A 5,720-nucleotide genomic window follows, 5' to 3' on the forward strand; every position below is an offset into this window, starting at 1 on the left:
GGATGCTGTCGCGGGCCGGGTCCTCGGAGGTCTCGACGAACACGACCGTCGGCTCGACCCCGGCGCTGAACAGCAGCTCCGAGTCCAGGCCGAACATGGTGTCGAAGTTCGCTGTCTTCGCAGACCACAGCGCGAAGACGTCCTCCAGCCGGTTGCGCTCGGCGACCAGCAGCGCGGCGATGCTCAGCGCCTCGCTGAGCGACCAGCCACTGCGGTGGCGCTGGGTCTCCTGCTCCAGCAGGTAGACGAGGAAATCGGCGTCGGAGTCCCCGCAGTCGAGCAGGAGTTGCTCCAGCACGGCTGCCCGCTCGTCCGCGTGCGCGTCCAAAGTCGGTTCGTCGGGCGCCTCGACGAACGCGAGCGCGTCCCAGCGCTGACGGTCGTCGCGCCACCAATTGAGGTCTGGCCTCGATGGGCTGCTCATCGGCGTCCCCTTCCCGCGGCGTGGCCTTGCCCCCAAGACTCCAACCTTCGCCGCCCCGGAGCAAGCCCTCGGTTAAGGTCACCATCGGATAACCGAGGGGGCCACCGCACGATGTCGTTCATTTCGCCGCTGTTCTTGTGGTACTTCCTGCCGGCGGTACTGCTCGCCGTGCTGGTCTTCCCCCGCCGCTGGCGCAACGGAATCGTCGCCGTCGGCAGCCTGCTTTTCTACACGACCGGGGGCGGCCCGTTCATTCTGCTACTGCTCGCGTGCATGGTGGTGAACTTCCTCGCCGGGCCCGCGCTGGAGCCCAACGCGTGGGATCTGCAGAACACCCGGCGGCGACGGCTGCTGATCGGCGTCATCTCCTTCGACGTCGGGATGCTGGTGGTCTGGAAGTACGCCGGCTTCGCCACCCAGCAGATCGCCGCGTTCGCGCGCCTGTTCGGCGCGGACCTCCCGGTGGTGAACCTGCTGCTGCCGATCGGGATCTCGTTCTACACGTTCCACCACATTTCGTACGTGGTGGACATCTACCGCGGCGAGCGCCGCGCGCTGCGCGACCCGATCTCGTTCACCGCGTACATCGCGATGTTCCCGCAGCTGGTCGCCGGGCCGATCGTGCGCTACCGCGAGATCGCCGACCAGCTGCCCCAGCTGCGCTCGCACCGCCTCGACGACATCGCCGCCGGGTTCCCGCGGTTCGCGCTCGGGCTGTGCAAGAAGACGATCTTCGCGGACTCGCTCAGCCCGATGGTGGAGGCCTGTTTCGCCACCCCGCCCGACCAGATGACGTTCGCGACGGCGTGGCTCGGCGCCATCGGCTACACCCTGCAACTGTTCTTCGACTTCTCGGGTTACTCCGACATGGCGATCGGCATGGGCCGGATGCTCGGCTTCCGGCTGCCGGAGAACTTCGCGCGGCCGTACTCCTCGGTGACCATCACCGAGTTCTGGCGCCGCTGGCACATGTCGCTGTCTCGCTGGTTCCGCGACTACGTCTACATCCCGCTGGGCGGCAACCGCACCGGCGCGGGCCACACGTACCGGAACCTCTGTGTGGTGTTCGTGCTGACCGGTTTCTGGCACGGCGCGCAGTGGACGTTCCTGGTGTGGGGGATGTACCACGGCGCCCTGCTGATCGTCGAGCGCGCGTTCGGCTACGACACCACCCCGGCCGGGCCGGTCGCCCGCGTCGCGCGTCGCGCGCTGACGTTGCTGCTGGTCGTGATCGGCTGGGTGCTGTTCAAGTCGGCCGACCTCGCGCACGCGCTCGGCATGATCGGGCACATGCTGCTACCGGACTTCACCGGCCTCGGCGACGTCGTTTCGGCGGCGCTGACGAACCAGCGCCTGATCATCCTGGTCGCCGCGATGGCCATCTTCTTCCTGCCCTCGCACCCGGTCACCGGCCCGCTGCTGGAGTCGTCGCGCAGCCGCCCGGCGAACGCGCTGCGGATCGGCGTGATGACCGTCGGCCTGGTCTACGCGGCTATCTTGGCCGCGACCGGCACTTTCAGCCCGTTCCTCTACTACCAGTTCTGAGGCCTCATGGGCATCTTCGGACTTGACCACCGGACGGCCGAGTACCGCACACAGACGGCGTTCACCCGGCCGATTGGGGCGTACCGCAGGTTGATGGCGCGTCGTCGGCTGCACCCGGCACCCGGGATCTACGCCCTCGCCGCGCTCGGCGGCGTGCTGCCCGGGATCGGTGCCCAGCTCGCGTTCGGATGGCCGTGGTGGGCCGTCGCGATCCTCGTTCCGGCCGCGGTGTGGGCTTTCTTCTTTTCGACCGTCATTCGGGGCGGGCACTCAGCGTAGTGAGCGTTCGCACGAATGCGAGCCGGGCAACCGGCCAACTCAGCTGACGACCGCTGAGCGCGTCTTCCTGATTTCGAAGAAAACCGATAGTCGGTAAATCATCGCCGAGCGTGACTTCGAGCCTGAATGCTATCCCCCGAATTTCTTATTTCCCCGGTCACCCGAGGCGCGTAGAGTAGCTCTCCGCACTCGAACAGACACGCAACGCGTTCGTCCGTTCGGGTGGCCCTAGGAGGTGAAATGCCCGCGGAAGCCCCTCGGCTCCGCCGAACACCGCTGCAGGAGATCTTCTGGACCAGAACCAGTCTGCTGCTGGTGATTCTGGTCGTCGTCGCGGGGTCCAGCCTGTGGATCTCGAGCACGATGGATCCCGGCGCCGGAAAGACACTGATCAACGCACTCGGGACCGGAACACTGATCTCCGCCGTGGTCGGCTTCGGCCAGACCCTGATCACCGCCGCCGCGTCGCAGAAGGCGCTGGTGACCCCGCTGATCGAGGAAAGCCGCCGCGCACTGCAGGAATTGAGCGCGGAGTACCGTTCACTGAACAAGGAGTTCTTTCCCACCAACGTGTTCGAGGCGACCACCGACCCCGACCCGGCGTTCAACCGGGTACTGATGGCCGACCTCGGCGCCACCAGGCAGTACTTCTTCCGCGGCTTCTCCGGCAGGCACGCCGCGGCCCGGTTGTTGTTGTCCCGCACGGAAAGAGAGTTGCGCGCGGTCATCGCCGACCCGCGCGACGCGGGCGCGATCAGCGGGCGGGCCCGCTACCTGCTGCGCCGCGAAGAGGCCGGGGTCGACTACGAAAGCATCCAGCAGCGGCTCAACGACGAGATCCGCATCGGCCTGGTGGGGCTGTTCCTGGCCCGCAGCCGCTGCGCGCAGGTGGACATCACCGTCATCGCCGACCCGCCGCTGGACCGGCTGGAGATGTTCGACGACAGCGTCTGGGTGACGCTGTACAGCGACATCCGCGGTGCCACCACGCTCTACCCGCGGACGTTACGTTTCACCGAGGGTTCCTTCCTCTACAACATGGAACGCTCGGAGTTCTTGCGGGTGTCACAGTCCAGGACCGGCCGCCACTTCCTGATCACCCCCGCGACGACGCGGCCGGATTTCCTTGCCCTGTTCGAAAAAATCACCGGATCCGCCTTGTCCGAGGAGCAGTTCCGTGAGCTGGAGGCCAAGTTCCACGACTTCCGCACGGAATTCTCCGCCGTAGCCGAGCTAGGGAGTTGAGTTCGCCTTGCTCACTCGCCTGTCCCCCTTGACCGAACTGGCGAAACGCCTGCGTTCCGCGGGCTTCCCGCTTTCACAGGATTGGCGCACCGTCGACGCCTGGTTCCGGCCGTGGGTGGAACAGACCGACCTGCGCCAGGAACTCCGCGGCCACCTGCACGACCTCCGCCCCGAAAGCGCCGACGCGCTGCTCAGCAGATCCAGGGAGACGACCACTCACTTCGCCTGGTGCCTGCTCGATTCACCGGCCGACCCGTTTTCGTTCTGGCTGCACGAATACAAACGCCAGGAGGACTGGCGGGAGGGCTACGCCGATTCCGTGCACAACCACAGGTACCACTTCTGCACCACGATTCTCCGCGGCAGCTACCTGCACGAGCGCTATTCGACCCGGCTCGACGAACAGAGCGGGTTGATCACGTCGGTGCGGCTCAGAAGGCGTGCCCTTTGTCAGGAAGGCGCGTCCGTCGTCATGCTCGCCGACGAATTCCACCGCATCCCGGAGGCGGCCGAAGGGACGATGACGTTCCTGGTGAAATCACGCCCGGTGAGCCCTTCCAGCCTTTCCTACGACCCAGCGACCGGGATCGGGCATCGCCACGTCCCCGTCGAGGTCCGATTGGGGGAACTGGCTGAGCGCATCTAGCTACACACCGGCGTCAAAGGCGCTTACCATTACTCCACCCGTCTGTCCGAACGGCCGGGATCGGAGAGGTATATGCGCGCGCAGGAGAACACGATCAAGTCCAGCGTCGTCGACGCCGTGGAAGACCGGGTGCACCAGCTGTGCTGGCGCTACGCCGACCGGCTGCCGTTCCACGGCTGGCACCACGTGAGTTTCGTGCGCGCGAAAGCGGTCGGATTCGCGGGTCACAACGGCGCGGACGTCTCCGTCGTGGAGACAGCGGCATTGGTCCACGACGTGAACTATCTCGTGCGGCGCAACTCACCGGCCGCCGCGGGGAGCGATCTGCGGCTCGGCCTGCTGGCCGACTGCGGCGTCAGCGACGACGCGGCGCGCTGGATCGACGCGATCATCGACGAGGCCGAGATGGCGAACCGCGGCCGGCACATCTCGCTGGAAGCACAGGCGCTCAGCGACGCGGACACGCTGTTCAAGGCGCTGCCGGTGACCCCGGTCGTGCTCGCGCACCGGTACCTCAGCGAAAACGGGCTGAGCCTCGCCGAGCTGGCGGACAAGATCGTCGGCGAGCAGGGCGACGTCCACGACAGCGGTTACTACTTCTACAACCCGGACGCCGCCGCGATGTACTCGCGCTGGGCGACGGCGAACCTCCAGCTGTGGCGCTGCATCAAGGAAGCCGTCGACGACCCGACAGTCGTCGAGCTGCTCGACGCCGTGAGCGCGGTCGACACCGCCACCGCGGCCGCTTCCTGACGCAATGCGTCGACGAGTCGTGGTCTCTCGCGCGTAAGAGACCACGACTCGTCGACGAGTTGCGGGCTGAAACTCGGGCTAGCGCTGGCCGTAGCCGCGCAGCTTGTCGACGACGTGCTCGATCTCCTCGGGCGGCAGGAGGGCGGGGGTGCCCGCGGATCGGGCGAGCAGCCACAGCTGGCAAACCCACTCGAGCTGCTGCGCCCGGCTGTACGCGGACGCGAGGTCTTCGCCGTAGGTGATGGTGCCGTGGTTGGCCAGCAGGCAGCCGCGACGGCCCCGCAGTGCGACGAGCATGGCGGCGGCGAGCTCGGCCGTGCCGTAGGTGGCATACGCGGCGACACGGACGCTCGGGCCGATGGCCGCGAGCATGTAGTGGATCGGCGGCACCTCGGGAACCAGCGTGGAAACCGCGGTCGCGTGCACCGAATGGGTGTGCACGACGGCGGTGATCGGCCTGCCACCGGGGTCGGCCGCGTCCCGGTACACGCTCAGGTGCATCGGCAGTTCGCTCGTCGGCCGCAGCGAACCCGCGACCACCGTGCCGCCGAGTCCGACCACCGGGACGTCCTCGGGCGTGAGCGTCGCGTAGTCCACGCCGGTGGGTGTGACGGCGACGAGCTCGCCCGACCTGGCCGAGACGTTGCCCGAGGTGCCGACGGCGAGGCCGTCCGCACTCATCCTCCGCGCGAACTCACAGACAGCCGCCCGTTCCGCCGCCAGAATCACCCGATCCTCCCGTCCGATCCAGTTGCCCCTGAAGGCCACCTTCACGGCGTTTTACGCCGTGAAGGTGGCCTTCAGGGGCAGTCGAAGTCGGGCTACTTG

Annotated in this window: 7 protein-coding genes; 5 read left to right on the plus strand and 2 right to left on the minus strand. The window is 67.2% G+C overall.

Annotation, left to right across the window (positions count from 1 at the left end; all coding sequences use genetic code 11):
- Window positions 1-424, minus strand: a 424-nt coding sequence (locus tag QMK34_RS21445) for a hypothetical protein (RefSeq protein ID WP_326415961.1), incomplete at its 3' end; no start/stop codon positions are given.
- Between the two features lie 111 nt (window positions 425-535).
- On the opposite strand from QMK34_RS21445, the gene QMK34_RS21450 reads away from it, so the two are divergent.
- The 5 genes from QMK34_RS21450 (at window position 536) to QMK34_RS21470 (ending at window position 4,892) form a co-directional block, all read left to right on the plus strand.
- Window positions 536-1,969 (plus strand): MBOAT family O-acyltransferase, encoded by a 1,434-nt coding sequence (locus QMK34_RS21450; RefSeq protein WP_326415962.1) that lies wholly within the window; start codon window positions 536-538, stop codon window positions 1,967-1,969.
- A gap of 6 nt (window positions 1,970-1,975) precedes the next feature.
- Window positions 1,976-2,248 carry a hypothetical protein gene (locus QMK34_RS21455; protein ID WP_326415963.1) on the plus strand — a complete coding sequence of 91 codons (273 nt, stop codon included), beginning with the start codon at window positions 1,976-1,978 and terminating at the stop codon, window positions 2,246-2,248.
- A gap of 240 nt (window positions 2,249-2,488) precedes the next feature.
- Window positions 2,489-3,493, plus strand: coding sequence for a hypothetical protein (locus QMK34_RS21460; RefSeq protein ID WP_326415964.1), 1,005 nt, complete (start codon window positions 2,489-2,491; stop codon window positions 3,491-3,493).
- A gap of 7 nt (window positions 3,494-3,500) precedes the next feature.
- The gene (locus QMK34_RS21465; RefSeq protein WP_326415965.1) at window positions 3,501-4,139 is read left to right on the plus strand and encodes a hypothetical protein; all 639 of its coding nucleotides are present in this window, start codon (window positions 3,501-3,503) and stop codon (window positions 4,137-4,139) included.
- A gap of 72 nt (window positions 4,140-4,211) precedes the next feature.
- A complete protein-coding gene (locus tag QMK34_RS21470) occupies window positions 4,212-4,892 on the plus strand; it encodes an HD family phosphohydrolase (protein ID WP_326415966.1) in 681 nt (226 codons plus the stop codon).
- Window positions 4,893-4,970: 78 nt separating this feature from the next.
- Here the strand turns inward: QMK34_RS21470 and QMK34_RS21475 are convergent, their stop codons facing one another.
- Window positions 4,971-5,621, minus strand: coding sequence for a class II aldolase/adducin family protein (locus QMK34_RS21475; RefSeq protein WP_326415967.1), 651 nt, complete (start codon window positions 5,619-5,621; stop codon window positions 4,971-4,973).
- Window positions 5,622-5,720: the final 99 nt, after the last annotated feature.

It is taken from the genome of Amycolatopsis sp. H20-H5 (genome assembly GCF_035828755.1).
In the GTDB taxonomy this organism is placed as follows: domain Bacteria; phylum Actinomycetota; class Actinomycetes; order Mycobacteriales; family Pseudonocardiaceae; genus Amycolatopsis.

Coding starts and splice junctions, on each gene's coding strand:
- QMK34_RS21460 (WP_326415964.1), top strand. CDS start 2,489: ATGCCCGCGGAAGCCCCTCGGCTCCGCCGAACACCGCTGCAGGAGATC.
- QMK34_RS21450 (WP_326415962.1), top strand. CDS start 536: ATGTCGTTCATTTCGCCGCTGTTCTTGTGGTACTTCCTGCCGGCGGTA.
- QMK34_RS21470 (WP_326415966.1), top strand. CDS start 4,212: ATGCGCGCGCAGGAGAACACGATCAAGTCCAGCGTCGTCGACGCCGTG.
- QMK34_RS21455 (WP_326415963.1), top strand. CDS start 1,976: ATGGGCATCTTCGGACTTGACCACCGGACGGCCGAGTACCGCACACAG.